This window comes from Gracilibacillus salitolerans, assembly GCF_009650095.1.
GTDB lineage: Bacteria > Bacillota > Bacilli > Bacillales > Amphibacillaceae > Gracilibacillus > Gracilibacillus salitolerans.
This window is the reverse complement of sequence record NZ_CP045915.1, coordinates 2,875,971-2,901,445: the sequence shown is the minus strand read 5'-3', so window position 1 is coordinate 2,901,445 and position 25,475 is coordinate 2,875,971. Positions and strand designations below refer to the sequence as shown.

At 36.8% G+C, this 25,475-nt stretch carries 32 protein-coding genes; 20 read left to right on the top strand and 12 right to left on the bottom strand.

Annotated elements, in window-relative coordinates; all coding sequences use genetic code 11:
- Positions 1-22 precede the first annotated feature (22 nt).
- The 3 genes from GI584_RS13825 to greA all read left to right on the top strand — a co-directional run bounded on the left by GI584_RS13825 (position 23) and on the right by greA (position 2,013).
- Positions 23-661, top strand: a complete 639-nt coding sequence (locus GI584_RS13825; RefSeq protein WP_153791556.1) for an O-methyltransferase — start codon at positions 23-25, stop codon at positions 659-661.
- Positions 662-678: 17 nt separating this feature from the next.
- Entirely contained in the window at positions 679-1,308 is a 630-nt protein-coding gene (gene udk / locus GI584_RS13820; RefSeq protein ID WP_153791555.1) for a uridine kinase, read from the top strand.
- A gap of 228 nt (positions 1,309-1,536) precedes the next feature.
- Positions 1,537-2,013, top strand: a complete 477-nt coding sequence (gene greA / locus GI584_RS13815) for a transcription elongation factor GreA (RefSeq protein WP_153791554.1) — start codon at positions 1,537-1,539, stop codon at positions 2,011-2,013.
- A 124-nt stretch (positions 2,014-2,137) separates the two neighbouring features.
- On the opposite strand, the gene GI584_RS13810 is transcribed toward greA, so the two are convergent.
- A complete protein-coding gene (locus GI584_RS13810) occupies positions 2,138-2,374 on the bottom strand; it encodes a KTSC domain-containing protein (RefSeq protein WP_100360108.1) in 237 nt (78 codons plus the stop codon).
- Positions 2,375-2,542: 168 nt separating this feature from the next.
- On the opposite strand from GI584_RS13810, the gene GI584_RS13805 reads away from it, so the two are divergent.
- Both GI584_RS13805 and mtnN read left to right on the top strand, forming a co-directional pair.
- Entirely contained in the window at positions 2,543-3,211 is a 669-nt protein-coding gene (locus tag GI584_RS13805) for a YrrS family protein (protein ID WP_100360109.1), read from the top strand.
- A 33-nt stretch (positions 3,212-3,244) separates the two neighbouring features.
- Positions 3,245-3,943 (top strand): 5'-methylthioadenosine/S-adenosylhomocysteine nucleosidase, encoded by a 699-nt coding sequence (gene mtnN, locus GI584_RS13800; protein WP_100360110.1) that lies wholly within the window; start codon positions 3,245-3,247, stop codon positions 3,941-3,943.
- 28 nt (positions 3,944-3,971) lie between these two features.
- Here the strand turns inward: mtnN and sigK are convergent, their stop codons facing one another.
- The 8 genes from sigK to sda form a co-directional block, all read right to left on the bottom strand.
- Positions 3,972-4,670 carry an RNA polymerase sporulation sigma factor SigK gene (sigK, locus tag GI584_RS13795; protein ID WP_100360111.1) on the bottom strand — a complete coding sequence of 233 codons (699 nt, stop codon included), beginning with the start codon at positions 4,668-4,670 and terminating at the stop codon, positions 3,972-3,974.
- 243 nt (positions 4,671-4,913) lie between these two features.
- Positions 4,914-5,282, bottom strand: coding sequence for a monovalent cation/H(+) antiporter subunit G (mnhG, locus tag GI584_RS13790; protein WP_100360112.1), 369 nt, complete (start codon positions 5,280-5,282; stop codon positions 4,914-4,916).
- Positions 5,263-5,553 carry a Na(+)/H(+) antiporter subunit F1 gene (locus GI584_RS13785; protein WP_100360113.1) on the bottom strand — a complete coding sequence of 97 codons (291 nt, stop codon included), beginning with the start codon at positions 5,551-5,553 and terminating at the stop codon, positions 5,263-5,265. The genes mnhG and GI584_RS13785 overlap by 20 nt, the downstream gene beginning before the upstream one ends.
- Positions 5,550-6,026, bottom strand: a complete 477-nt coding sequence (locus GI584_RS13780) for a Na+/H+ antiporter subunit E (protein ID WP_100360114.1) — start codon at positions 6,024-6,026, stop codon at positions 5,550-5,552. Before GI584_RS13780 ends, GI584_RS13785 begins: the two co-directional genes overlap by 4 nt.
- A gap of 5 nt (positions 6,027-6,031) precedes the next feature.
- Positions 6,032-7,513 (bottom strand): Na+/H+ antiporter subunit D, encoded by a 1,482-nt coding sequence (locus tag GI584_RS13775; protein ID WP_194842208.1) that lies wholly within the window; start codon positions 7,511-7,513, stop codon positions 6,032-6,034.
- Positions 7,509-7,847 (bottom strand): Na(+)/H(+) antiporter subunit C, encoded by a 339-nt coding sequence (locus GI584_RS13770; RefSeq protein ID WP_100360116.1) that lies wholly within the window; start codon positions 7,845-7,847, stop codon positions 7,509-7,511. The genes GI584_RS13775 and GI584_RS13770 overlap by 5 nt, the downstream gene beginning before the upstream one ends.
- Complete coding sequence (locus GI584_RS13765) at positions 7,848-10,184, bottom strand: Na+/H+ antiporter subunit A (protein WP_153791553.1); 2,337 nt, start codon at positions 10,182-10,184, stop codon at positions 7,848-7,850.
- A gap of 547 nt (positions 10,185-10,731) precedes the next feature.
- Positions 10,732-10,872 (bottom strand): sporulation histidine kinase inhibitor Sda, encoded by a 141-nt coding sequence (sda, locus tag GI584_RS13760; protein ID WP_100360118.1) that lies wholly within the window; start codon positions 10,870-10,872, stop codon positions 10,732-10,734.
- A gap of 374 nt (positions 10,873-11,246) precedes the next feature.
- Between sda and GI584_RS13755 the strand changes: the two genes are divergently transcribed.
- From GI584_RS13755 to GI584_RS13705, 11 genes are all read left to right on the top strand, one after another.
- Positions 11,247-11,765 carry a YqeG family HAD IIIA-type phosphatase gene (locus GI584_RS13755; protein ID WP_100360119.1) on the top strand — a complete coding sequence of 173 codons (519 nt, stop codon included), beginning with the start codon at positions 11,247-11,249 and terminating at the stop codon, positions 11,763-11,765.
- Positions 11,765-12,865, top strand: a complete 1,101-nt coding sequence (yqeH, locus tag GI584_RS13750) for a ribosome biogenesis GTPase YqeH (RefSeq protein ID WP_153791552.1) — start codon at positions 11,765-11,767, stop codon at positions 12,863-12,865. The genes GI584_RS13755 and yqeH overlap by 1 nt, the downstream gene beginning before the upstream one ends.
- Before the next feature lie 23 nt (positions 12,866-12,888).
- Positions 12,889-13,728, top strand: a complete 840-nt coding sequence (gene aroE / locus GI584_RS13745; protein WP_153791551.1) for a shikimate dehydrogenase — start codon at positions 12,889-12,891, stop codon at positions 13,726-13,728.
- Position 13,729: 1 nt separating this feature from the next.
- Entirely contained in the window at positions 13,730-14,023 is a 294-nt protein-coding gene (gene yhbY / locus GI584_RS13740) for a ribosome assembly RNA-binding protein YhbY (protein ID WP_100360122.1), read from the top strand.
- 15 nt (positions 14,024-14,038) lie between these two features.
- Positions 14,039-14,602, top strand: coding sequence for a nicotinate-nucleotide adenylyltransferase (locus tag GI584_RS13735; protein WP_153791550.1), 564 nt, complete (start codon positions 14,039-14,041; stop codon positions 14,600-14,602).
- A 44-nt stretch (positions 14,603-14,646) separates the two neighbouring features.
- Positions 14,647-15,219 carry a bis(5'-nucleosyl)-tetraphosphatase (symmetrical) YqeK gene (yqeK, locus tag GI584_RS13730; RefSeq protein WP_100360124.1) on the top strand — a complete coding sequence of 191 codons (573 nt, stop codon included), beginning with the start codon at positions 14,647-14,649 and terminating at the stop codon, positions 15,217-15,219.
- Positions 15,209-15,553 carry a ribosome silencing factor gene (rsfS, locus tag GI584_RS13725; protein WP_153791549.1) on the top strand — a complete coding sequence of 115 codons (345 nt, stop codon included), beginning with the start codon at positions 15,209-15,211 and terminating at the stop codon, positions 15,551-15,553. Before yqeK ends, rsfS begins: the two co-directional genes overlap by 11 nt.
- Before the next feature lies 1 nt (position 15,554).
- A complete protein-coding gene (locus tag GI584_RS13720; RefSeq protein WP_100360126.1) occupies positions 15,555-16,277 on the top strand; it encodes a class I SAM-dependent DNA methyltransferase in 723 nt (240 codons plus the stop codon).
- A gap of 482 nt (positions 16,278-16,759) precedes the next feature.
- Positions 16,760-17,569, top strand: coding sequence for a nuclease-related domain-containing protein (locus GI584_RS13715; protein WP_194841995.1), 810 nt, complete (start codon positions 16,760-16,762; stop codon positions 17,567-17,569).
- 126 nt (positions 17,570-17,695) lie between these two features.
- Positions 17,696-18,352, top strand: coding sequence for a type 1 glutamine amidotransferase domain-containing protein (locus GI584_RS13710; RefSeq protein WP_100360128.1), 657 nt, complete (start codon positions 17,696-17,698; stop codon positions 18,350-18,352).
- Between the two features lie 495 nt (positions 18,353-18,847).
- Positions 18,848-18,979 carry an alpha-L-rhamnosidase C-terminal domain-containing protein gene (locus GI584_RS13705; RefSeq protein WP_228552429.1) on the top strand — a complete coding sequence of 44 codons (132 nt, stop codon included), beginning with the start codon at positions 18,848-18,850 and terminating at the stop codon, positions 18,977-18,979.
- A 100-nt stretch (positions 18,980-19,079) separates the two neighbouring features.
- Here GI584_RS13705 and GI584_RS13700 read toward each other — a convergent pair whose 3' ends face one another.
- Together GI584_RS13700 and GI584_RS13695 are read right to left on the bottom strand one after the other, a co-directional pair.
- On the bottom strand, positions 19,080-20,213 hold the full coding sequence (locus GI584_RS13700) for a zinc-dependent alcohol dehydrogenase (protein WP_100360130.1): 1,134 nt from the start codon (positions 20,211-20,213) through the stop codon (positions 19,080-19,082).
- A 142-nt stretch (positions 20,214-20,355) separates the two neighbouring features.
- On the bottom strand, positions 20,356-21,432 hold the full coding sequence (locus tag GI584_RS13695; protein WP_100360131.1) for a YheC/YheD family protein: 1,077 nt from the start codon (positions 21,430-21,432) through the stop codon (positions 20,356-20,358).
- Between the two features lie 389 nt (positions 21,433-21,821).
- Between GI584_RS13695 and GI584_RS13690 the strand changes: the two genes are divergently transcribed.
- The 4 genes from GI584_RS13690 (at position 21,822) to GI584_RS13680 (ending at position 24,431) form a co-directional block, all read left to right on the top strand.
- Positions 21,822-22,622, top strand: coding sequence for an SDR family NAD(P)-dependent oxidoreductase (locus GI584_RS13690; RefSeq protein ID WP_100360132.1), 801 nt, complete (start codon positions 21,822-21,824; stop codon positions 22,620-22,622).
- Positions 22,623-22,758: 136 nt separating this feature from the next.
- Positions 22,759-23,436: a ribose-5-phosphate isomerase RpiA gene (gene rpiA, locus GI584_RS13685; protein ID WP_153791547.1), complete on the top strand. Its 678-nt coding sequence runs from the start codon at positions 22,759-22,761 to the stop codon at positions 23,434-23,436.
- Positions 23,437-23,536: 100 nt separating this feature from the next.
- The gene (locus tag GI584_RS23855) at positions 23,537-23,698 is read left to right on the top strand and encodes a hypothetical protein (RefSeq protein WP_194841994.1); all 162 of its coding nucleotides are present in this window, start codon (positions 23,537-23,539) and stop codon (positions 23,696-23,698) included.
- Between the two features lie 532 nt (positions 23,699-24,230).
- A complete protein-coding gene (locus GI584_RS13680) occupies positions 24,231-24,431 on the top strand; it encodes a hypothetical protein (RefSeq protein WP_153791546.1) in 201 nt (66 codons plus the stop codon).
- A gap of 263 nt (positions 24,432-24,694) precedes the next feature.
- Here GI584_RS13680 and GI584_RS13675 read toward each other — a convergent pair whose 3' ends face one another.
- Positions 24,695-25,372, bottom strand: a complete 678-nt coding sequence (locus tag GI584_RS13675; protein ID WP_100360135.1) for a DUF421 domain-containing protein — start codon at positions 25,370-25,372, stop codon at positions 24,695-24,697.
- Positions 25,373-25,475 lie beyond the last annotated feature (103 nt).

Sequence of the window (25,475 nt, the reverse complement as noted above, 5' to 3'; positions counted from 1 at the left end):
GTTTTAGAAGGGAATGACAGGAATGAACCATACAGATATTACCGGATATCTGGATACGATAACGCCAAAACAAGCTGATTGGATTCAACAATTAGAGGAAGAAGCTGAACAAAACTGTGTTCCTATTATGGAAAAACAAGGTATTGCTTTATTACAACAATTAATTCGTCTCCATCAGCCAACCAAAATACTTGAAATTGGCACGGCAATCGGGTACTCTGCTTTAAGAATGGTAGAAGCAAAACCTGATGTACAAGTAATCTCAATCGAAAGAAACCAGGAGATGTATGATCGGGCGCTGAAAAACATTCAGGGGCAAAACCAAGAGGAACATATTGATGTCATTTTTGGGGATGCTTTAGAGGTAGATGAAAAGATTATAGAAAAAGGGCCATACCAAATGATTTTTATCGATGCAGCAAAAGGTCAGTATCGTCACTTTTTTGAAAAATATGGACAAACACTTGCTGATAAAGGGATGATTGTGACTGACAATGTCCTTTTCAGAGGATTGGTCATAAATCCGGAAGAAGCGCCGAAAAGATTACAAAAACTTGCGCATAAAATCGATCAGTATAATCAATGGTTATTGCAACACTCATCCTACCATACCACTATTTTACCGGTTGGTGACGGTGTGGCAATCAGTGTGAAAAAGTAAAAGTAGAGGTGCACAACATGAGTAAGAAAAAACCAGTTATTATTGGAGTTGCAGGTGGATCTGGTTCAGGTAAAACATCTGTAACAAAAGCCATTCAAAATCGTTTTGCAGATCAATCCGTGCTTGTTATTGAGCAAGATTATTATTATAAAGATCAGTCAGAAGTTCCGATGGAAGAGAGACTGCAAACAAACTATGATCATCCATTAGCTTTTGATAATGATCTACTCATTGAACATATTAAAGAGTTGTTAAAACAGCAACCAGTAGAGAAACCAGTATATGATTATACGATGCATACCCGATCTGACGATGTTATTCCGATGGAGCCAAAAGATGTTATTATTATTGAAGGTATTTTAATTTTAGATGACGCAAGGCTAATGGAATTAATGGACATTAAAGTTTTTGTTGATACAGATGCGGATTTACGTATTATACGCCGCCTGTTAAGGGATATTAATGAACGGGGCCGTTCGATTGACTCTGTCATCAACCAATACATCCAAACCGTACGTCCTGCTCATTTACAATTTATTGAGCCTACCAAAAGATATGCAGACGTCATTATTCCTGAGGGTGGACAAAACGTTGTTGCCATTGATTTATTAGCTACAAAAATCGAAAAAATATTAGAACTTGAATAATATTAGTATGCACGGATTTTTAATTACTCCGTGTATTTGTTAAAATACTACAAATAAAACTATTGAAAAAATTAAAAAAATTTGAGATAGTAGTTGTTAGTAAATAAAGTAAAGCATTTACATAATGATAAATGCTATGAAAAAGTGTTATATTTAATTCGGTATCATACAATGTAAATGATATTAGCTTAACTTGTTCATAGCAGTAGATTGAAGGAGTGTAGGATCATGCCAGAAGAAAAAGAATTTTATATGACAGAAGATGGCTTAAAAAAATTAGAAGAAGAATTGGAATATTTAAAGACAGAAAGAAGACAAGAGGTTGTTGAACGTATCAAGATTGCCAGAGATTTCGGTGATTTGTCCGAAAACTCAGAGTATGATGCGGCTAAGGATGAGCAAGCTTTTGTCGAATCTCGAATTGTACAAGTAGAAAATATGATTCGAAATGCAGTCATTATTAAAGACGAGGACGTAAACCCTGATGTCGTATCATTAGGAAGAACCATAACATTTCAGGAATTACCTGATGGTGAAGAAGAAAGCTATACAATTGTTGGTAGTGCAGAAGCAGATCCTTTTGAAGGAAAAATTTCCAATGATTCACCGATTGCAAAAAGCTTATTAGGTCACTCGATTGGAGAAGAAGTGGTAGTCCCAACTCCAGCTGGTGATATGAACGTTAAAATAATTAGTGTTCAGTAAGAATAGTAAAATGGATGTCTTTCTTGTTAGGAGACATCCATTTTTGTTCATTTAATCAGGATGAATAAATGAGATATTTAGCTACTTCTTTCCTATGGCTGACCACGTTTCAAGGCTGATGTACTCAATGATTTCCTGATTTTGAAGTTATTAAAAAGGGTTTAAGTTCTTTTTCAATGAAATATTCTTTGTTCTTTGCGAGTATAAATTGAAAGACAAGCTCTTCTGTAACAGAACAAAATTGTAGCGTTGTGTCATCGAGAAAATGAATAAATAAGACCTGGTTTTCTTTATCATAGCTAATCGATTCAAAGGTGGTTAGTTGCCATAAATTGCGATCAAACGTAGTCGTTCTCAACATAGCACACGCTCCTTACATTTTCTTTCAATTATTATATTCCATATCTATGGACAAACTCCTGCAAGTATGACAAAAAAAGAAAAAAATCGATCGAATTTCCTAAAAATAGGGCTTGTCATGGTGAAAGATATTAAATTTTAGTATAATGACCTTGGGGAGGGTGGAATTATGGCGGATGAATTTGGAAGAATTACAAGAAAAGATAGGTTTGAGAAAAAAAGAACGAACACAAAAGCCATTACATGGTTAAGTATCCTTGGTGGAGTCTTAGTTGTTGTGGTCATTTCACTTATTGTTTTTGGTGGAGATGATCAAGACGCGCCAGTAGCGAATGATGATGAAGAAAATAATGATACAGAAGAGATTCAAGATGAGGATCCAGATGAACATACATTAGCAGAAGACCAGGATGAATTGGAAGTGGAAGAGGATGAATTGCAAGTAGAAGAGATTGAAACAGAAGAAGAAGAGCAGGAACAAAATAACGAAAGTGTTCAGCTTAATGAAGTAGAATCAGATGATGACAACGTTCGCTCTGCATATGAAGGTAATTGGGATCCAATTGGTACGGAACAAGAAGAGCCACATACCACAACATTTGATAAAGATTCAGTTGATTGGCAAGAAATGATGAAAGCAGTGGAAGTAGCTACAAGTATTCCTACAGATGAGCAGGTAACTTGGTGGTTTGGCCGAGCTGGCGATCAGCGTGCGGAAGCAACCATTTCACCTAAATCAAATCAGGATGAGACTTATCGAGTGACAATGGAGTGGGTGGAAGAACAAGGTTGGCAGCCAGTGCTAGTAGAAGAACTGATCGAAAACGAACACCAGTAATGAATATGCAACAAGTACAGAACAGGAGGACTAATCATGATTGGTATTATCGGGGCAATGGATGAAGAAGTCGAGCTATTGAAAGAGAAAATGGACATATTAGAAACAGAAAGAATCGCTAATAGTGATTTCTATGTTGGTAAATTAGAAGGTAAGGAAGTAGTGTTATTGAAATCCGGTATCGGAAAAGTGAATGCAGCCATTGCTACAACTATCCTATTTGAAAGATACCAACCAGGTTTTGTGATTAACACTGGTTCAGCTGGTGGTTTTCATAATGATCTAGAAGTTGGGGACTTAGTAATATCAACAGAGGTAGTACATCATGATGTAGATGTAACAGCATTTGACTATAAGTATGGTCAAGTCCCGGGCTTACCAGCATCATTTCAAGCTGATCCGATTTTAATCGAAAAAGCCATGCTCGCCGCAAAAAAATTAGATGAAATAGAAGCAATGAAAGGTCTGATCAGTACGGGAGATTCGTTTATGCAAGCTGAAGCGAAAGTTCAATTTGTTCGTGAAAAATTCCCACAGATGATTGCTGCAGAAATGGAGGCAGCAGCTATTGCACAAGTATGTTACCAGTACTCGAGACCATTTGTAATTATCCGGGCACTATCTGATATTGCCGGTAAAGATTCTTCCGTATCGTTTGATGCATTCTTGGAAAAAGCAGCAGCTAATGCGGCGAATTTAATTATCGATGTTGTGAGAAATACGAATAAATAATGATAAATAGCTGTCGAGACCTCGACAGCTATTTTAATTCATTGCGGTAATACTCATGGAAGACTTTCATTAAAGCTCTTTTTTCAATACGTGAAACATAACTGCGCGAGATGTTTAGCTTTTTTGCAATTTCTCGTTGTGTTAATTCATCAGTCTTTCCTAAACCAAAACGGTCGATGATCACTTCTTTTTCACGTTTATCTAACACACGTAAGTATTTTTGAATCTTTTTTAATTCCATATGCAATTGAATAGCTTCTGTAATATCCTCGTTCTCTGCTTCTAAAATATCAATTAGGCTGATCTCATTTCCCTCTTTGTCCTGACCAATCGGGTCTTGTAAGGATACATCTTTTTTCGTCTTCTTCATCGCTCGCAAATGCATTAAAATTTCGTTTTCTATACATCTTGCAGCATATGTGGCTAATTTAGTTCCTTTACCACTAGAATAGCTCTCTATGCCTTTTATAAGGCCAATGGTGCCAATCGAAATTAAATCTTCTGCATCTTCACCGGTATTTTCAAATTTCTTTACAATATGTGCTACTAAACGTAAATTGTGTTCAATAAGTTTGTTGCGTGCCTCTTCATCGCCTTCTTGCATTTTCTTGATCATTTCTGCTTCTTCATTTGCGGGGAGTGGTTGCGGAAAGGTATTATTTTTTACATAGGCAACGAAAAATAAAGCTTCCTTTATAATCGCTAAAATCCCGAACAAGATTGACAATATGACACCTCCTAGACAGTAGGTATTCGCCCATATTTCATCTTATGCCGAACGTTTGTCCATTGTGTCATATGGCCAAGATATATTTTTAGCTGAATTAGTTATATTTTTAGTAATGGAGAGGTCTTATGATCTTTTAGTCCGTCACAAAACACACACAGAAAAAGCCTTGTAATCCTTTTTGGATCACAAGGCTTTTTAATAAGTAAAAAAGTCAGTCTAGCTCCGAGCACTTTTTTTATATCATTCATCTTTGAAAGAATCTGCGTATGCGTCTCTTGTGTTGCCATCATGTGACCACGGCTTTATACCAGTTGTGTGTGCTGCACGCCCGATCATATGAGCTGAAACAGGAGCAGTAAGCAGGATAAAAATAATCCCTAATATCAATTTACCACTAACAATCTCGTGCTCAACATATAAAAAGATAAACGCGCCGATCATAATTCCGGAAATCCCCAAAGTTGCCGCTTTAGTCGAAGCGTGCAGACGGGTGTATACATCCGGGAAGCGAATGACACCAATCGAGGCAGATAACACGAAGAATGTCCCGAGCACAAGAAACAAGATGATAATAATTTGCATGATGAACTCAATCGTCGTCCCTGTCAATGATAACACCCTTTTCTAAATATTTTGCTAACGCAATCGTTCCAATGAATAATAAAATACCAATTAATAAAATGACATCATTTAAACGTGTAGTGACAAGCATAATCGCCACCAGACCGGCCATCCCCATCAAGTTAATTCCAATCGCGTCTAATGCGACAGCTCTGTCAGGATTAGTAGGGCCTATGACGACCCGATATAAAAGTAATGTAATCGATATGGTGATGACAATCATACAACCGATTGTAACCAGTTCGATGATTTCATTCATCTTGTCACCTCCATTATCGCCTTTTCGAATGTTGTTTTAATTGCTTCAATCGCTATTTCGTTATTATCAATATCCATCGCATGAATATAAATCACATCATTATTATCAGAAACAGCCACCGATAATGTCCCGGGAGTTAGTGAGATCAAAGAAGTTAACATCGTAATTTCCCAGTTGCTTTTTAAATCAGTCGGCAAAGCAAAAATGCCGGGTTTATAATCTTTATGAGGCTTATATACCCACCTTACAATGTCTATATTGGATATTAATAGTTCTTTTATAAAGAGAAGCACTAGCTTGATCATTTTCCAGACGCGTTCCAGGTAAAACGCATCTGGAATAAATCTTCTTAACATAAACAACAGTAATGCCCCAATAATATATCCGGTCAGGAATTTGTCAAAGGTATATGACTCACCCAAAAACATCCACATGATCGCGATAACTAAATTTAAGATAATTTGAAGAGACATAAGATTTACTCCTTTAATATGGATTCAATATAGTTTTCTGGATTCATCAAGTAGTCCCCGATTGATTCAATACTTGGGTAGAACCATTCTGCGCCAACACCAAGTAATACCGAGAAAAAGAGCAGAAATGCTATGGGCATGATAAATCCTCTTGCTGCATTTCTATTAGGGGTTATCGATTCGTCTTTCTCTCCCCAAAAACCACGAACAAAGATGCGCATCACAGATAGCAAGATCAGTAGGCTAGACCCAAGACCAATGATCGCAATAATAATTTTGTCAGCTTCCATTGCGCCTTGTAATAATACCAGTTTTCCGACAAATCCGCTAAATGGTGGGATTCCTGCAAGTACAAAGGCAGAAATAAAGAACATCCAACCGAGCAGTGGGTAATGATGGATTAATCCCCGAATTTTTCTTAAATCACTAGTTCCAGCAAGGTATGCAACGGCACCAACTAATAAAAATAACGCTGCTTTGATGATCATATCATGCACTAAATAATATACGGTCCCACTAAATCCAGTACTGTTATATAATCCGATACCCATGAGCATAAACCCGACAGCAGGAATGATATTATAAGCAACAACAAGCTTAATATTATTAGTAGATAACGCCCCAATCGAACCAAAAATTAAGGTGAGGGCCGCAATCCAAATAAAGAATTCGTGTGTTACATCCCGCTCATAGACAAATATTAATGAAAATACACGTAAAAGCGAATAAATTCCGACTTTTGTCAAAAGAGCACCAAAAAGGGCAGAGATTACCGGATTCGGTGCAATATAGGGTCTTGGTAACCAATAATAAAGCGGGAAGAGAGCGGCCTTTGTACCGAATACAAAGAATAATAATATGCCAATCGTAGTCAGAATACCAGTCTGTTCTACTTCTCCAACACGCTCTGCAATTTGGGCCATATTAACCGTTCCGACAACGGAATATAAGAATGCGATCGTTGTAACAAAAAGCATCGAGGAAAATAAGTTGATCAATACATATTTCATTGATTCCCGTAACTGTACTTTTTCCCCACCTAATACAATCAATCCGTAAGAAGCCATTAATAGTACTTCAAAGAACACAAATAGGTTAAATAAGTCACCTGTAATAAACGCACCCGATACACCAGAAATAAGTAGAAAGTAAAACGTGTAGAAATAAAATTCTTCTTGTTTTTGACTAAGTGATTTAGGTGCATAGAAGATACATGCAATTGCAACAATATTAGTAGTTAATACTAGTGTCATGGATAACATATCTGCGACTAAAACAATCCCAAATGGTGCCACCCAGTCCCCAGATTCTAATACCACAGATCCATTTTGATGAACATAAAACAAAATGTACGCAACTACACCCGTATTGATCAATGTTAGTATTTGTGCATATACACGGACTATTTTTAACTTTTTATGAAATAGTGCGGCAAGTACACCAGCGATCAACGGTATAACTATTGGTAAAGCTGCTAAGTTACTAATCATTTTCGTTACCCCTTAATTTTTCCATATTGTCTGTTCCATTCTCTTTCGATGCTCTATATGCAAGTACTAATAAAAGACTTGTTACACCGAAACTGATAACGATGGAAGTCAGGATCAGTGCTTGTGGTAATGGATCAGTATAATTTTCGATATCGTAATCGAGGATAGGGGGAGCACCTGTTTTTAGTTCCCCCATTGTTAATATAAATAAGTGTGCACCATGTGAAATCAGTGCTGTTCCAATAATAATTCGAAGCATTTGTTTCTGTAACAAGTTGTAAACACCTGCTGTGAACAATACGCCTGCAAGAATCGACATGATTATTTCCATTTATTCTGCCTCCTTCTTGTTGCGTAGTTTAATCAATCCATAAATAGCAAACGCAGCAATACCTAATACGACAATTTCAAATAAGGTATCAATACCACGCATATCGACTAAGATAACGTTGACGACGTTATTACCGCCTCCAAGCTTATAAGATGTTTCAAGGAAATAATCTGAAATTTTATCAAATAGCTTTGTACTATGAGCAGAAATGGCAACTATTGTCATTAATGTACCAAAAGCTACAGAGATAATAATGTTGATTAATTTTTGTGATACATTTTCTGTTCGTTCACGTAAATTCGGTAAATGGTAGAAACATAACAGGAATAATGCGACGGTAATAGTTTCTACAACTAATTGTGTTAAAGCCAAGTCTGGAGCACGGTATACAACAAATAATAAAGCTAAGCCGTATCCGACAACACCAAGAATTAGAATCGCTGCAATTTTGTTTCTTGTAAAAACCGTACAAATAGCAGCAATTGCCATTGCTAAAGCAATTAATACTTCGTGTAGCGTAATTTCCTCAACATTAGGCTGTTCGAAAGCAAACCCGTCTGTAATCCATAACACACCAAAACTACACACTAAAATTGCGATCAGAATCAAGGCCATATACAGACGTAGTGAGCCAGTCATATATAGGTTGGTAATTTTAGCAGATGCTTTTTCAGACTGATCAACTAAAAAGTCATAGACTTTGTTAAAGCTTAGCTTTCCAGGGAAAAAGCTGTAAATGCTATTCCAAGATTTTCTTGTGAAAGCAAGTACGGCACCAACACCTACTACAATTAGTGACATGTAAAGCGGTGTTATCCACCCATGCCAGAAATGAATATTCTTTTCTGCCATTGGCTGACCATAAATCGCCTCTGCGGTATGAGCAAGGAAAGAACTATTCACTAAATTAGGGAAGAGACCAATAATCACAACTCCTAATACTAAAATAATAGGTGAAATAAGCATACCAATCGGCGCTTCATGTGGTTTAATCTTAAGCTGATCCAATTTCTTCTCACCCATAAAAGTACCGAATACCAGATACATCGAATAGACGAATGTAAAGATACTACCAAACACAGCTATATACGGAATCGCTTGAGCTAACACATTGGCAAAAGCAATAGAAGATTCATGTATCTCTAATGTTGCATCAAAGAACATTTCTTTACTATAAAAACCGTTTAAGAATGGTAACGGCAGACCTGCCATGGAGAATGTCCCAAAAAATGCTAAAGTTGCCGAGATAGGCATTAATGTAACTAAACCACCTAAGCGGCGAATATCTCGAGTTCCTGTTTCATGATCGACGATACCCGCAATCATAAATAAGCTACCTTTAAATGTAGCGTGATTTAAAATATGGAATACAGCAGCAAACATCGCTACACTTGTACCAAATCCAAGCATAGACATGATCATCCCTAATTGACTGATCGTTGAAAATGCCAATATTCCTTTTAAATCAGTTTGACGAACAGCCATGTAGGAACCCCAGACAAGTGTCAAAATTCCGATTCCACTGACAAATACAAAAAACCAATCACTACCTGAAAAGATAGGTGTAAATCTGGCTACAAGGAATATCCCTGCTTTAACCATTGTGGCAGAGTGCAAATACGCACTTACTGGAGTGGGTGCTTCCATCGCATCTGGTAACCAAATGTGAAACGGGAATTGCGCTGATTTTGTAAAAGCTCCTAATAAAATGAGAGCCAAAATAAGTCCAAAGTATTCACTAGAAAGAATCACATCAGCTTGATTAATCATTGCTTGAATACTTGTCGTTTCGGTTATAATGGATAACAGGATAAAACCACCAAGCATACTCAAACCACCGAAAACAGTAATAAGCATGGATTTCAAGGCACCATATCGAGATCCTTCTCTATAATGCCAATAACCGATTAACAGGAATGATGAAATCGAGGTTAGTTCCCAGAATGAATAGAGAACAAATACGTTATCAGACAGGACAACCCCAAACATGGCTGTCATAAATAGTAGAAGATAAACGTAAAATTGATCCAATCTTTCTGAAGTGTGTAAATAAAAGATAGAATAAAATGTTACTAATGTTCCAATCCCACTAATCAATAAGACGAACAATAAACTTAGTCCATCTAAATAAAAATCTAATCCGATATTTAGAGATGGAATCCAGTTGTAAGATTGACTAACGGGTGAAAAATCATTCCCAACGTGTGGAATAAAATAAATAAATACTGCTAATGGAGCTAACAGGACAAAATAGCCAGTATGTATTTTTTCCTTCCATTTGCTAAAGAATGGGATAAAAATCGCCAGCAATACTGGCAAAAATACAGCAAATAACATCTAATGATGATCCCCCTTATGTAAATTTATCACGGCGCTAACCGTCCGTAAGCCCCCATTTCAAGCGAGTATTTCAATGAGCTAAGTGGGGGATAATGGACGCTAACTTCCTGATAAGTTTCTCTAACCATCAGTGATGGTCAAAAACCCACACTGATGGAAGTCTCACTTTATTAATAAGTATGTTAATTTTGATGGTATCCTATTATATTCTAATCTAAAAATATCAAAGAATACAAGAGAGGAGTTCTTTTCTTCGTAGTTTATAAAGTAATTTTGACGAGAAATTTCCTATTTATATCGTGCGTTAAAAATTTTTTTCTATTTAAAAGCTTAGAACGCTCGTTTAAAAACGTATGTCTTGATTGAAAGATAGGAGTTTCTCCTAAGGTGGACGCTGGAGCTGGACATGGGCTAGTCGCGCTTAACTTCCGTAAAACCTCTACTGAGGGAAGTCTCACTTTATTCACTGGATCAAATGTATAAGTTTCTAGCACATAAAAAAACACTTAGTCGGATATACCGCCTAAGTGTGAATCCATTCTATTCAATTCGGGAAGCTGAGATAGTCCATTAAGGAACGACGTCTCATCTCTTCTTCCATTAACTGTATAAATTCATAACTAAGTCTAAGTTCATTTGCTTTTTTGTAGGATTCGATTAGCAATTCATCCGATAAGTTTTCCAAGGCATGTCCCTCCAATAGATAGGATGTCTGCTACATGTTATAGTTAATGTAGCATGAAATGGAGAAACGAACAACTGTTAACTTATCTACAGCCAGCTGTTTATAAGTTGTGAATAAGAAGTAAAAATATTGTCTGAAACTTGATAGGACAAGTGTGGATAATGTGAACAACGTTATCCACAAGGAAAAGTTTTGTAATAATTTGTCGAACGATTTTTTGCATATAGTTCAAATTTCCTGTTAATTTAAGACGTTTTGTCAGAATATATGATATAATTTCGACTTTATGAGAGATTTCTTTGAACAAAATTAGAAAATTGTTTATGATAGGGAAAGATATGTATATATTGAGAAAATAGTAGAGGTGGAAGTAATTGCTAAAAAAATTTTTGCCAAACGAACATGTACAACGTGTTTTGGATATAACCCCAGCGAAACTTCGTGATATGGGGATTAAAGGTGTGATCACTGATCTAGATAATACTTTAGTAGCTTGGGATGTCAAAGATGCTACACCTGAAGTTATCGAGTGGTTTAAAGAAATGAAGACCAATGATATAAAAATAACGATTATTTCAAACAATGAGGAAGAACGGGTTAGTGTATTCTCAGAACCATTAGAAGCGCCTTTTGTCTTTAGTGCAAGAAAACCGCTAGTTCGTGCCTTTAACCAGACGGCTAAAAAGATGGGATTAAAAAAAGAAGAGATCGTTGTGATTGGTGATCAGCTTCTAACCGATGTTTTAGGCGGTAATTTTGCAGGTTTTCATACGATATTAGTTGTACCGATTGTGGAGACGGACGGAAAGATAACAAGATTTAACCGGATGATTGAAAGACGAATATTAAACTGGATGCGTAGAAAAGGCATGATCACTTGGGAGGAAAAGTAATGGAAAAAATATTATGTGAAGGCTGTGGAGCCGAAATTCAAACGGAAGATAAAACTCAGTCAGGATATGTACCAAAGAGTGCATTGGAAAATAAACAAATCATTTGTCAACGTTGCTTTCGTTTGAAGCATTATAATGAAGTACAAGATGTGGAATATACGGATGATGATTATTTACGAATGATTAATCAAATTAGTGGTACGAATAGTTTAGTTGTTAAAATTGTCGATATATTCGATTTTAATGGTAGCTTTATTTCTGGCTTACAGCGGCTGACCGGTAATAATCCGATTATTCTGATTGGGAACAAGGTGGATCTATTACCGAAATCGACAAATAAAAACAAATTAATTCAATGGATGAAAAAAACAGCGAGCGATAATGGCTTGAAAGTGCAGGAAGTATTTCTTGTTTCAGCTGCAAAAGGACAAGGCTTTGACAAGGTTGAAGAGGAAGTGGAAGAAAGAAGAAACGGAAAAGATGTCTATGTGGTAGGTTGCACCAATGTTGGTAAATCAACCTTTATTAATCAATTGATCAAACGATCCAGTGGCATTACAGATGCGATCACTACCTCGTACTTTCCAGGCACCACATTAGGATTTATTCAAATTCCTTTGGATGGGGAATCTTACATGTACGATACACCTGGTGTGGTAAATCGCTCTCAACTTGTCCATTATGTCACGGATAAAGACTTAAAATTGATTACACCAAAAAAGGAAATTAAGCCAAAGGGGTATCAACTTCAGGACAAACAAACGCTCTTTTTTGGAGGTTTTGCCCGGATTGACTTTGAAAAAGGACTTAAACAATCATTTGTTTGTTATTTCTCGAATCAACTGATGATTCACCGTACGAAACTAGAACAGGCAGATGAGTTTTATAAGAAGCATGTAGGAGATTTGTTACAGCCGCCAAGTTCGGAAACACTGGAACAGCTCCCGCCGTTAGTGAAACAAACGGTGAAAATCCCAAGGGAAAAAACAGATATCGTCATACCAGGTCTTGGTTGGATTACTGTACCAGATGGCGGAATAACAGTTTCGATTCATGTTCCGAAAGACGTTCAATTTTCATTAAGACCTGCTTTAATATAAGAGGGAAGGGGAAAAATAAAATAATGGCATATAAACTTGGATTAATCGGTCATCCAATAGGGCATTCCTTATCACCATGGATTCATCAACAATTTTTGGATTTGGCTGAGCTAGATGGGGAATATAAATTATATAAAGGAGACCATGAAGCGCTGCCTGGAGTATTAAAGCACTTAAAAGAAATCGGAATCGATGGTTTTAATGTGACGGTTCCATATAAACAGGTGATAGTAGATTATTTGGATGAAATCGATAAGGATGCAGAGATTCTCCGTGCAGTAAATACGGTCGTTAATATCGATGGAAAGTGGAAAGGATATAGTACAGATGGAGAAGGATATGTTCGCTCATTAAAGGAGCCATATCCTAACCTTTTAAATAGTGAGACATCTGTGTTATTATTAGGTGCTGGTGGAGCGGCACGTGGTATTTACCGGGCGTTAATGGGGCAAGGGGTAGACACAATTGATCTTGCCAATCGTTCTCAAGATAAAGCGAAAGACCTTATGTCATTACGCCTTGGTGAAGTGAAATCTAACGTGTTAAGCTATCAGCAAGCAGAGGAACAGCTTGCGAAATATGATTTAATTGTACAGACAACATCTGTCGGAATGAAACCGTATATAGACGATCAAGTCATTCAACTGGATCATATTAGTAAAGATGCGGTGGTAAGTGATATCGTCTATCAACCAATCACAACACAATTGTTGCATGATGCAAGTGAGCGCGGTGCCAATATTCATCATGGGCATGCGATGTTGTTATATCAAGGACAATTAGCTTTTGAAAAGTGGACAGAAAACAATCTCGATGTCGCACATTTAGTTGATAAATTGGAAAATAAATTAAGAGGTGAATAAGTTGAAACTAACAGGAAAACAGAAGCGCTTTTTACGCGCAGAAGCACACCATTTAAACCCGATCTTCCAAGTAGGCAAAGATGGTGTCAATGACAACATGATTAAACAAATCGGTGAAGCGTTGGAGAAACGTGAATTAATTAAAGTCTCCGTTTTGCAAAACTGCATGGAAGATAAAGAAGATGTAGCAGAAGCGATTGCAGAAGGTGTCAAAGCTGTTATTGTACAAATCATCGGTAATACGATCGTCTTATATAAAGAATCAGTAGATAATAAAAATATAACTTTACCATAAAAGTAGGTGGGAAGTTTGAAACGAATCGGTTTGTTTGGTGGTACGTTTGATCCGCCTCATTACGGACATTTGCTAATGGCGGAGCAAGCCTATCAGCAATTAGCGCTTGATGAGGTCTGGTTCATTCCTTCCTATCAGCCACCACATAAAGCAGAGGCCAAAACAACAGCAAAAGACCGCGTCGAAATGACGAGAGCTGCTGTCCATGACCACCCTGCTTTTCATGTCGATACGATAGAAGTGGAACGGGAAGGAAAATCCTATACGTTAAATACGATTCAAACATTGAGAGAACAATACCCGGCATACCAGTTTTATTTTATAATTGGTGGTGACATGGTCGAATATTTACCAAAGTGGCACCGGATTGAAGATTTGATTGCATCAATCACCTTTGTTGGTGTTGATCGCCCAGGCTCTTCAATGGAAACACCATATCCTGTAGAAAAAGTAGAAATGCCGTTAATATCGATTTCTTCGACTATGATTAGGGGACGCATCAGTGAAGGGCAATCGATCCGATATTTAACGACACCAGAAGTCATAGCAATTATTAATAAATTCGAGTTATATTCATAAAATGTATTAATCCTTTTTTCTAATAAAAAGGGAGAGTGGAGAAAATGGAACGAAATGAAGGACTAAAAATAGTAGAAAAACAACTTACGAAAAAAAGGTACGAGCACACTGTACGTGTAATGGAAACGGCACTAGAATTAGCCAAACATTATCATGTCGACGAAAAAAAAGTAGAGATCGCCGCTATTTTCCATGACTATGCCAAGTATCGTCATCCGGAGGAAATGAAGAGATGGATTATCCAAGAAAAATTGCCACATGATCTATTGAATTACCATCAGGAACTGTGGCACGGTCCTGTTGGTTCCAAGATGATTGAACGGGAAGTTGGTATTCGCGATCCGGAAATACAAAGTGCAATTTATTGGCATACTACAGGTAAACGATATATGACACTTATGGACAAAGTGATCTTTATTGCAGATTATATTGAACCAGGGCGAGATTTTCCTGGTGTTGAAGAAGTGAGGTCAATCGTTTTTGCTGATATTGATCAGGCGTGCTGGATGGCAGCGCGTAATACGATTTGTTTTTTGATGAGTAAAAACCAACCGGTTTATCCAGATACATTTCAATTATATAATGAAAAAATAGGGAGGAACATGAATGGAAAGTAAACAATTAGTCGAATTAGTAGCAAAAGCGTGTGATGACAAGCGAGCAGAGGATATCGTCTTATTAGACATGAAGAATGTTTCATTAATTGCTGATTATTTTCTAATCTGTGAGGGAACGAATGAACGTCAAGTCCAAGCTATCGCACGTGAAGTGAAAGATATTGCAGAAGAGCAAAATATTGATGTGAAACGGATGGAAGGATTCGATCAAGCAAGGTGGGTATTAGTCGACTTAGGAGATCTTGTTTGTCACGTTTTCCACCGCGATGAACGTGGGTATTATAACATAGAGAAACTGTGGGGAGATGCTCCTCAGCTAGAAGTGAAATTATAAAATGGTATATTCCAAATTAGCATATATTTATGATGTATTGATGGATGATGCCCCTTATGATCAGTGGCAAACATTCGTCGAACACTTTGGTAATCAAGGCAAGATGCTCGATCTCGGCTGTGGGACTGGTAGATTAAGCCATCTTTTTTCCAATGTAGGATTCTCAGTAACCGGTGTTGATTTTTCTGAAGATATGCTTGCTTATGCCCAAGCTAATACAACCGGTGTCCAGTATATTCAACAAGACATCCGTGAATTGGAAGGATTGACTGGATTTGATGTAGTAATCAGCCTATGTGATGTGATTAACTATATCACATCTGTAAGTGACTTAGAAAAAGTTTTTGCAAACGTCAGGAAAACTCTTGCGGACAGCGGACTATTTATATTCGATGTCCATAGTTTAAAGCATTTTGAAGAGAATATGGCAGGACAAACATTTGCTGAGATCTATGATGATATCTCATATGTCTGGTTTTGTGAACAAGGAGAAGAAACAGGAAGTGTCGAGCACGATCTTACCTTTTTCCTCTTGAACGAAGAAACAGGTCAATACGAGCGCTTCGACGAACAACACAGCCAGCGGACTTTTGGTGTTGAAACATACAAGGAACTTCTTAAAAAAGTAGGGTTTCAATCGGTCGCGATCCATGTGGATTTTTCAATCGAAGAATCAAGCGAGCCCGAAGAGAGTCAGCGCATCTTTTTTATATGTAAGAGATAAGCCTATTGTGGTTTATCTCTTTTTTTGTGCTCCGGGAGCTCCAGAATGAGTCAAAAAGCCGGGAGGAGCGAAAAATAGAAGACACATGTTTGATAGAAGCGGTCTCTAAAAGCCGGGAGAAGTGGTAAAAGGAAGTGGCGTGTCCGATAGCAGCAGTCAAACAGCTAGGAGGAGCGGAAAAAGAAAGTCGCACGTCCGATAGAAGCGGCCTAAAAGCCAGGAGGAGCGAAAATAGGAAGTCACATTTCCGTCAAAAAGCCGGGAGCAGTAGAAAAAGGAAATCTCGTGTACAATAGAAACACTAAAAAGTGTCGTCAACTACAATATCAAAATATCTTTCCTTCAATCGGATAATATATTACCATTAATAGTAAATTTCTGCTATCATATATTCGTCACTTATGTAAAGGAGGGATTTTATTGATGGTAAAAGAAAGACACCACAAGTATTAATCATTTACGAAGCGTTAGCAAAACGAAAAGTGTTATCAAGCATAGACCAGAAAAGGTATCAAAGACTAAAATGTGGATATGACGGCGAATTATTATTCGATACTTTTGTACAAGCTCAACATACTTCATTCTATGTGCTCCATGATTTGCAATTGATGTTTAATGATAGGTTTTGTCAGATTGATTCCGTTCTATTGGCGAATAATACAATGTATATATTCGAAGTGAAAAATTATGCCGGCGAGTATTATTTTGACCATGACGCACTATGCATGGGTGATCAAGTAGAAATTGAAAACCCCATTAATCAACGTAATGGAACAGAATCACTGGTTCGAAGTTTTTTACAATTTCATGGATATGACATAGTGGTTAAAGCGTATATTATTTTTATCAATCCTCAGTGTACCGTCTTTCACACCCCCGTGGATAAGCAATTATTATTCTATTCTAACCTTAAGCGATTCCTTTTAAAATTGGCAACCAATTCTCATATTACTCAACTAGACACCCAATTTTCAGAACTTCTACAAGCTTCACATAACATCACACATTCCTACCAACAAATACCCAATTATCAATGTCAAGAATTACAAAAAGGTGTTACGTGTCAGCATTGTGGCAGTTTCTCCTTTAAGATAACTTATAGTCAAGTACAGTGTCAAGAATGCCAACAAACGGAAGTGGTACAGTGCACTATCTTAAGACATATAGAAGAATTCTGTTTCTTGTTTCCATTTGAAAAGCTTACAACTAAAACAATATATGAATGGTGTGACGGACGAATTGCCGTAAAACGTTCTTCGCGTATTACACAAGTATTTTCACAAGAAAAGTGATAAACGTACCACTTATTTTTTTTCAAGATAGTTCAATCATTTGACGTTAGTTACCCTTATCCGTTATTTTTACAATGTGCATGAAAGTAAGTAATGCCAATAACCTTTATAAGGAGGAAATAGAAAATGTCAAAGCGTGTCTTAATGGTAGTTACAAACCACACTACAATTACAGATGATCATAAAACGGGCCTTTGGCTGGAAGAGTTTGCTGTGCCCTATTTAGTATTTAAAGAAAAAGGTTATGATGTCACAGTAACAAGTATTGAAGGCGGAGAAGTATCGTTAGACCCGAACAGTATAGAAGATAAGCCAGAATGGAAAGAAGCAGAGGCTGAATTAAAAACAACCGAGAAATTAACTAAAGAACATGCCAATGGTTACGTTGCAGTATTCCTACCTGGTGGTCACGGCACGATGTTCGACTTTCCAGATAATGAAACATTGCAATATATTCTACAACAATTTGCTGAAGAAGGTGGTGTTATCGGTTCTGTATGCCACGGTCCAGCTGGAATTGTTAATGTTACTTATAAAGATGGTACACCTTTAGTAAAAGGGAAAAAAGTTACAGCTTTTACCGACAGTGAAGAAATGGAAATGCAATTAGACCAACATATGCCTTTCTTATTAGAAAGTAAAATTCGTGAAAAAGGAGCGGATTTCCAAAAAGATGAAAACTGGTCTGACTTTTCCGTTCGTGACGGAAACTTAGTTACAGGTCAAAACCCACAATCAAGTCGCAGTACCGCTGAAAAAGTAATGGAAGCATTGGAAGCATAAATCCTAAAAAAAGGGGACAAGTTAATCGGCTTGTCCCCCTTTTATCATGCTACCTCAATCTGATTAATCACCTTTTGTAAGCGTTATTAAAAACAAGAAGGCCTATTACTTACAGTCTATGTCATTGGGGAAGAAGGATCCTCGCATTCGAGAATATAACCGAAAAAATTCTATGGAAAACATTAGATGCAGCATTTGAGAAAGAGGAGTTATTATTGCAAGACAGAGATTCCCAGATACTACTAACACCCGACGAACCAGTTATCATAAGAAATGAGGGAACTGTTCCGGGAATATTATTGGATTTCGGAACAGAACTCCATGGTGGATGCATACTGGTGATCAAGTCTATGTAATCGAACAAAAAGATTACCTAATCGGTTTATTAGATCAAATGGGTGAACATATCACAGATCATGGCAACAGTAAGTAAGCAGCAGCTACAGTCTTTGTCACGGTTGGGCATCAGGTCCAACAGCATGGCTCTCGCAGCACATATTAGGGATCAAGATTAAAGAACCAGGTTGTAGAGTTATTGAAATAAGACCGACATTAGGAGATCTTGAATGGGTGGAAGGTTCCTTTCCGACACCATATGGTACGCTAACAGTAAAACATGAAAAATGAAAAGACGGTAAGATAGAAACATCGTATGATGCACCAACTGAAATAGAAATCATCAATTAAAAAATACAGCTCTTCCAGTCAGAGGAAGAGCTGTATTTTATTATGGATTTAGAACAACTTTTATACAGTTATCTTCTTTTTGATTAAAGATTTTGTAGCCGTGAGCAGCTTCGTCTAAGGACAAATCGTGTGTTATCATGGTTGTTGGATCAATCTCACCGTTGACAATTTGCTGATAGATAGGCTCCATTAAAGTTCTGGCGTGAGCTTGACCCATTTTCAGTTGCACATTCCTTGAAAAAAATGCTCCTAAAGGGAAGACGTTGTAATTACCTCCATAAACTCCGGTAATTTGATAGGTTCCACATTTCTTTACTGCTTTTGTCGCGATCTGAATCGGTCCAAGCGTACCTCCTTGGAGTTTTAATTTTTGCTCGACAAACTCTAAAGGAGATTTTTTACCATCCATACCGACACAATCAATTACAACATCGGCACCACCTTTTGTCACTTCTTTTAATGTTTCACCCATATCATCATACTCTGTAAAATTGAATACTTCTGTATGATGGTGTTTCTTGGCATGCTCTAACCGGTAGGAGATATAATCTACCGCAATGACACGTTCTGCCCCTTTTTGCCAGGCGAATTGCTGTGTCATCAGTCCAACTGGACCGCATCCAAGAACAATTACGGTGTCCCCTTCTTTTACACCGGCATTTTCCACACTCCAACGAGCGGTCGGCAGAACATCTGATAAAAATAAAAGGGAGGAGTCATCTAATTCACAATCTTCCGGAACTAAGAAAGGTGTGTAATTACCATAAGGTACACGTAAATATTCTGCTTGTCCTCCCGGATAATTACCAAACTTTTCAGAGTAGCCTAAATATCCTCCGGAATCATAGTGCGGATTAGCGTTATCACATTGACTTTCATGATGAGATTCACAATAAGGACATTTTCCGCAGGCAATGGTAAAAGGAATAACGACACGATCTCCTTTTTTAACTTTTGTCACGTCAGGACCTACCTCTTCGACAATCCCCATCGGTTCATGGCCAATTTGATAACCAATAGGAAGAGGGAAATTTCCTTGATATAAGTGTAAATCAGAACCACATATCGCTGTCGACGTAATTCTGACAATGACATCTTCTGGTTGCTGGATATCTGGAAAAGATACATCCTTTACTGCAATTGAATATTTCCCTTGGTATGTAACAGCCTTCATTAAATTTCACCTCAGACCTTTGTAGGTTTGCTTTTAGGATGCCAATACGAGTTGAAGTTATACAAGACTTATAAAAAAAAAGAGGGAAAGAGCTAACAAATTGGCCTAAAAAATGATCCTTAAACAAGGATCATTTTTTCTATTACATAGATTGTGTTTTTTTATTAGCATTATTGATTTCATTCATTTTGTAATAATAATACCCGGACTTAATCAAGGCAATCTCACCTATGGCAAACTCAGTACCAGGGGAAGTATTAATCTCGAATAAATAAGTGTTACCATTTGGATCAATTCCGATATCAATTCCTAGTGAACTTAAGTGTTTTCCTGTCAATTCCTCAATATGACCAGGAAGTCCATCTCCAATTTGGATAATCTTTTTTTCAATTGCTTTCCAGTTATCAGGATAATTCACTTGCAGAAATGAACTTAACTCTGCTACATAACCACCTTGAGCTACATTAGATACGATTTTCTGCTTACCTGCAATTCGAACTAAATTAACCACTGTTTCCCATTTGCCGTAAACATTTTTCTCTAGACGAATGCGAACATCAAAAGGTTTCCCGTTTTCATCCACTGTTTCAATATATTTCTGGCAAATATATTTCTTCTTGGAAACTAGACCGTATAGAAATTGGAAAATTTCATCATGAGTGAGCGTTTCTTCATCTGTCTCATGAATCAGATGATAACGTCCATCATCTAATACAGTAACTTTATAAATATGCTCACCTCTCATCCCTCTACTCGGTTTTAAAATTACCATAGGATGTTTGGATAAGAATGTCATGATACTCTCCGGTTGATTTGTTGTAATGTATGGAATCACAATATCTTTGAATTGTTCACCATCTCTAACCAGTCTATACTGCTTTGTCTTCGTTCCAATCAGGTCATTCGATATCGTACTCATCTGACGTAAATAGTTGGTGACTTCTTTATGCCTGAAGCATAGCGTGGCTAAATCATTAAACACTGGAACATTAGTAATTTCTGTTATCCACTTGTCATTAACGAGTATTTTTCCGGTTACCTGATGTTGTTCCATATCTACGTCTTTTGGCGTGTAATAAATCATTGTTAACCCATAATGGGCACAAGCTTTCGCTAACAATTTATGAAATTCATTTGGTTTTTTTGGATTTCTAACACAGCCGACATATTGTTTCGGTTTACTTCTTTTAAAATTAAAAAACGAATTAATCTGAAACATAGTTTAGACCTCCTAAAGTCTGTAATATGTAAAATCCATGATGATCGTTCAGATGTAAATAACTAAACTAAACTTCTAAAAGGAGCTTGGATACCCATATTATACCTCTTAATCTAAATTTTAAACCGGTTTAACAAGTTCTTAATTGAATTGAAATTAGGTCGTAACTTTCGTAAAACAAATCAAGACGTATGTTACATTCTGATAAATATGATTATGATAATCTTGAAGCACAAACCGATTTTTGGAGAACGGAATAGATTAAACGAGATGGCCACTGGTATTGGTGGCCACTTTTTACCTTCTACCTTTCAGATGATTGGGAATTAGTGTTAAAACCAGTTATCATGAAATTAGAAAAATAATGTTGCAAAATGGAGGGATAATAGATGGCAGTTTTTGCAAAAGATGCATTAAAGGAAAGACATATTCTGATTACAGGAGCAACTGGAGGAATAGGCTATGAGACTGCAAAAGTTATCGTTAGTATGGGGGCTAAGGTGACCATTACGGGTAGAAATCAGGATAAACTGAATCTACTTGAAAAAGAGTTAATGCAAGATACAACACCAGACCAGATTTGTGTTGCTACTGCAGACATTACCAAGGAAGCCGATCGATCCGATTTGATAAAGACTGCTGAAGAAAAGCTAGGTTTTATTTCAGATCTAGTCAATTCAGCTGGTGTTAGTGGAGGAGCACCAGTGGAACAGTTAGAAACAGACGTAATTGAGCAAATAATGGATATCAATTATTTCTCAACCTTTCGTTTAACGAAAACAATTTATCAGAAAATGATTCCAGAGAAAAGAGGGAATATCGTCAATGTTGCGTCACTATCAGGCTTGAGAGGGACATATGGAAATAGTGCTTATGCTTCTAGCAAATTCGCTATGATTGGTTGGACACAGTCGATGGCATTGGAAGCGATCGAGCACAATATAAGAGTAAATGCAGTCTGCCCCGGTTTTGTCGATACTGATATGGCACATAACATCCTCAAGAAAAAAGCAGAGAGAAATGACATTTCCTATGAACAAACGTTAGAAAATGCGAAAAACAGTATACCATCCGGGCGATTAATATCTGCATTAGAAGTAGCAAATACGATTGCCTTTGTATTAACAGATGCCGCACAAAATATTGTTGGTGAATCAGTAAAGATTTCTGGTGGGAGTGTGATGAGATGATATAGATAAATAAACAGATTATATGTCTGTTTAATTAATCAATTCTCCACTTTTAGTTCCTATGAAAGAAAACGTTTACTGGATTAATGTATGGGGAATAAATGTATACATACCTGATAAAGAGGGGTGATATGTAATGCATGGGAAACAATTGGCCGGTGAGAAAGCAGTTGAGTACATTCAACATGGTATGATAGTTGGTTTAGGAACCGGTTCAACCGTAAACGTTGTCTTAAATGAACTTGGGAAAAGAGCAAAAGAAGGTTTAAATATAAAAGGTGTAGCTACATCAAAGTTTACCGAAGAACGTGCAAATGAACGGAACATCCCTTTAGTTGATGTCTCAGAAATAGATACCGTTGATTTAATGATTGATGGTGCTGATGAGGTGAGTGACCAATTTGATTTAATTAAAGGAGCAAAGGGTGCACTACTTCGGGAAAAAATGATAGCCACTAGTTCAAATCGTTTTATTGTTGTAATAGGAGAAAAGAAATGCGTTAAAAACCTTGGTGCATTCCCATTACCAGTAGAAATAGTTCCTTATGCATGGCAAGTCACTTTCAACCAGCTCGATCAACTCGGATGCCGTCCGAATTTGAGAAGAGCAGAAACTAATATTCCTTACCTTACTGATAATGGTAATTATATAGTAGATTGTCATTTTGAAAACATTTCTGAGCCGTCTATTTTAGCTACTAGAATAAATATGATTCCGGGTGTTGTTGAGAATGGGCTTTTTACAAACTTAGTAGACACCGTTATTATTGGAACAGAAAAAGGAGAAGTAGAAGTAAAAGTAAAACAAAAATAGTGAAAGAGTATATTAGTAGCCATTTGGAATTTAGAATGTAACTGAGTAATGATCGTTTCCTTAATTAACAACTTTTTTCATAAAAAGGAGGCTTTACCTTGTGTATGAAAAAGTAGGACATTGTACAGAATGTGATAAAACGGTTTACTGTGAAGATGGCTTTCTAGATGGTGTTCATCATGAAGGTGAACTTTTTTGTTGGAAATGTGATCAAAAAAGAAATCTTCAAAAGCTAGAGAATGACGAGGAATTACGCCAATAACAATCTAACCAAATACTTTTACACATATTTTTAGAATGAATTACATCCTATTTGGTTTCACATGTATTTATTCTTAAGACAGAAAGAGGCTGGGAAAAAAGTAATTTGATAAAAGTGAAATCCGAACGATGTGTCAAATTCTACGAACAGAATTTGTTATCATTCGGATTTTTCAATTGCATAAAAGAAGGAAAATGTTCACCAACTTTTGCGGTTATATTGAAAAGTTGTGACTGCTAAGCAACCGCTCTGGCTGCCCACTTCTCTTTCCGTGGGGTTTTCCCTTCAGCTAACTTTTCCAAGCAAAGATCGCTCGGAAAAGTGGATCTTCAGAGAAAACCGTCCCACAGGAGTGAAAGTGGGCGGCCTCCGCTATAAAATTGCTCTACAACGGTTATGACCGTTAGCTGTTTGCACTTTCTATAAGAATGGCATATACAAACCAAGAAATTAGAGTCGACATTCTACCACTTGCATCCGTTGTAGAATGTTATTTAGCGCAGGCGTCCACTTCGACTCCTGAGGGATCAGCATGATCTTCTTTGCAAAGTTAGCTGAAGACACGCCCCCTGGAAAGCGAAGTGGGCAAGCCGTAGCGATTGTTAAGCATATTATTCATTTCAAAATTACCACTTTAATCAATAGTTATACATCATCAGTTACTGCGCATAATCTTCCTTTTGTTCATGTTTATTTATTACAAGCATTCGTGTTTGAAGTGGAAAATAATTGATATGTCCCAGCCTCTTTTTTTGAGTACTTTGATGTATGGAGCTCTTCATCATGCAGAATTGATATCCTATCTTAAAAGTGTTGTTTATAATGGAATAACAGCAGCGACCTATGTAATCGGAGGACTATTAGCATCGATGTCCTGGAAGGTTTTATAGATGCCATAGCGGTACATTTGGAATACCCTATATTTACTTATTAGGCCACATTATATAGCTACTTTAACTATGCTTGGTTTAATGGGGAAAGGGAGAATACAATTGATTAATATGTATCTTTTTGTTCTGTATAAACCTGTAGGTAATTATCTTTATCTCTAACTGTGGCAAAAAGTATTTTATCAATCTGATCATATCCTTTTGAAATGAGTTCCTTTTTTAACCAAAGTTCATTTTTATCCATAATAGATAAGTTATTGTGTTGAATTTCTCCTTCCATAATAACTATAATAGGCAAGCCTCTATCCTCTGTACTTAACCCTAAATGACCAGGTGTTAAAGATACTTTATCTTTTTTGGGTAAAATACTAATTTTTCCATTGGGTTCGAGTATTGCGTAATCAACCTCACTAATATCAAAATAGCCAGCATTGCGAATGGTTGCCAATAATTCTAATAATGTGAAATGACTCTTTCGTAAGCTATCAATATTTATTTTTCCATCTCTGACCAAAAAGGTTGAATCTCCAATAAGAAGTTTATCTAATTTATTCCAAAGGCTCAATTTTGAAATAGTTAAATAAAGTAATATGATTGTAATAACTCCAACAACACTTTGGGTAATGCCATCTATCTCTAATGAACCAAAAAGTATGTATGCTAAAAAAAATACTGCTCCAAAGTCATGTGGTGTAAGTTGTGCTAATGCGATTTTCCCTAAAATTCGAATAGCTACAACATAAATAATAAATAGAATAATTATCTGCCCAATAAATAAAAGCACAATAGATGACTCCCTTTATTTTAAAAGTCTTACATAATTACTTCAATAATAGTGTGTAATAAAACTTGATACTCATACCTTTATATTTGTTAAATGTAAACCA

Bases quoted from the DNA above. Each gene is read 5' to 3' on its own strand.
- rsfS (WP_153791549.1), top strand. From the start codon at position 15,209: ATGGAAAGTAAACAATTAGTCGAATTAGTAGCAAAAGCGTGTGATGAC.
- GI584_RS13700 (WP_100360130.1), bottom strand. From the start codon at position 20,213: ATGAAGGCTGTTACATACCAAGGGAAATATTCAATTGCAGTAAAGGAT.
- GI584_RS13805 (WP_100360109.1), top strand. From the start codon at position 2,543: ATGGCGGATGAATTTGGAAGAATTACAAGAAAAGATAGGTTTGAGAAA.
- GI584_RS13765 (WP_153791553.1), bottom strand. From the start codon at position 10,184: ATGTTATTTGCTGTATTTTTGCCAGTATTGCTGGCGATTTTTATCCCA.
- yqeK (WP_100360124.1), top strand. From the start codon at position 14,647: ATGGAACGAAATGAAGGACTAAAAATAGTAGAAAAACAACTTACGAAA.
- greA (WP_153791554.1), top strand. From the start codon at position 1,537: ATGCCAGAAGAAAAAGAATTTTATATGACAGAAGATGGCTTAAAAAAA.
- GI584_RS13810 (WP_100360108.1), bottom strand. From the start codon at position 2,374: ATGTTGAGAACGACTACGTTTGATCGCAATTTATGGCAACTAACCACC.
- aroE (WP_153791551.1), top strand. From the start codon at position 12,889: ATGGCATATAAACTTGGATTAATCGGTCATCCAATAGGGCATTCCTTA.
- yqeH (WP_153791552.1), top strand. From the start codon at position 11,765: ATGGAAAAAATATTATGTGAAGGCTGTGGAGCCGAAATTCAAACGGAA.
- GI584_RS13785 (WP_100360113.1), bottom strand. From the start codon at position 5,553: ATGAATGAAATCATCGAACTGGTTACAATCGGTTGTATGATTGTCATC.
- GI584_RS13770 (WP_100360116.1), bottom strand. From the start codon at position 7,847: ATGGAAATAATCATGTCGATTCTTGCAGGCGTATTGTTCACAGCAGGT.
- GI584_RS13680 (WP_153791546.1), top strand. From the start codon at position 24,231: ATGATCTTCTTTGCAAAGTTAGCTGAAGACACGCCCCCTGGAAAGCGA.
- GI584_RS13780 (WP_100360114.1), bottom strand. From the start codon at position 6,026: ATGTCTCTTCAAATTATCTTAAATTTAGTTATCGCGATCATGTGGATG.
- udk (WP_153791555.1), top strand. From the start codon at position 679: ATGAGTAAGAAAAAACCAGTTATTATTGGAGTTGCAGGTGGATCTGGT.
- GI584_RS13695 (WP_100360131.1), bottom strand. From the start codon at position 21,432: ATGTTTCAGATTAATTCGTTTTTTAATTTTAAAAGAAGTAAACCGAAA.
- GI584_RS13710 (WP_100360128.1), top strand. From the start codon at position 17,696: ATGTCAAAGCGTGTCTTAATGGTAGTTACAAACCACACTACAATTACA.
- GI584_RS13825 (WP_153791556.1), top strand. From the start codon at position 23: ATGAACCATACAGATATTACCGGATATCTGGATACGATAACGCCAAAA.
- GI584_RS13690 (WP_100360132.1), top strand. From the start codon at position 21,822: ATGGCAGTTTTTGCAAAAGATGCATTAAAGGAAAGACATATTCTGATT.
- GI584_RS13720 (WP_100360126.1), top strand. From the start codon at position 15,555: ATGGTATATTCCAAATTAGCATATATTTATGATGTATTGATGGATGAT.
- rpiA (WP_153791547.1), top strand. From the start codon at position 22,759: ATGCATGGGAAACAATTGGCCGGTGAGAAAGCAGTTGAGTACATTCAA.